This is a genomic window from Neisseria sp. HMSC061B04 (genome assembly GCF_001836705.1).
Classification (GTDB): domain Bacteria; phylum Pseudomonadota; class Gammaproteobacteria; order Burkholderiales; family Neisseriaceae; genus Neisseria.
In genome coordinates this window covers 1-220 of the sequence record NZ_KV830203.1, presented here as the reverse complement: position 1 = coordinate 220, position 220 = coordinate 1, and the positions used below count along the sequence as shown (strand labels likewise).

At 45.0% G+C, this 220-nt stretch carries 1 pseudogene; it reads left to right on the top strand.

Annotation, left to right across the window (positions count from 1 at the left end):
• Window positions 1-39: 39 nt before the first annotated feature.
• Window positions 40-220: pseudogene (locus HMPREF2661_RS08130) on the top strand (IS1595 family transposase); the annotation flags it as partial.

The window sequence follows — 220 nt, the reverse complement described above, 5'->3', positions numbered from 1 at the left end:
GGGGCTGACGTAGATTAGCAGTTATGCTAGGCTACGAAAATGCAGATAACCAATTGTAAATTAAGCAAGAGATTTCAAAAGAAACTGCTTGAATTTTTTGTACTCCAAGTTACCGCTCGTTCCGCTGCCGATATTTTGGGCATTCAGCCCAACTCCGCCATCCTGTTCTACCGTAAAATCCGTATGGTCATCAGCCATCATTTGGCCTTGGCTGCCGATG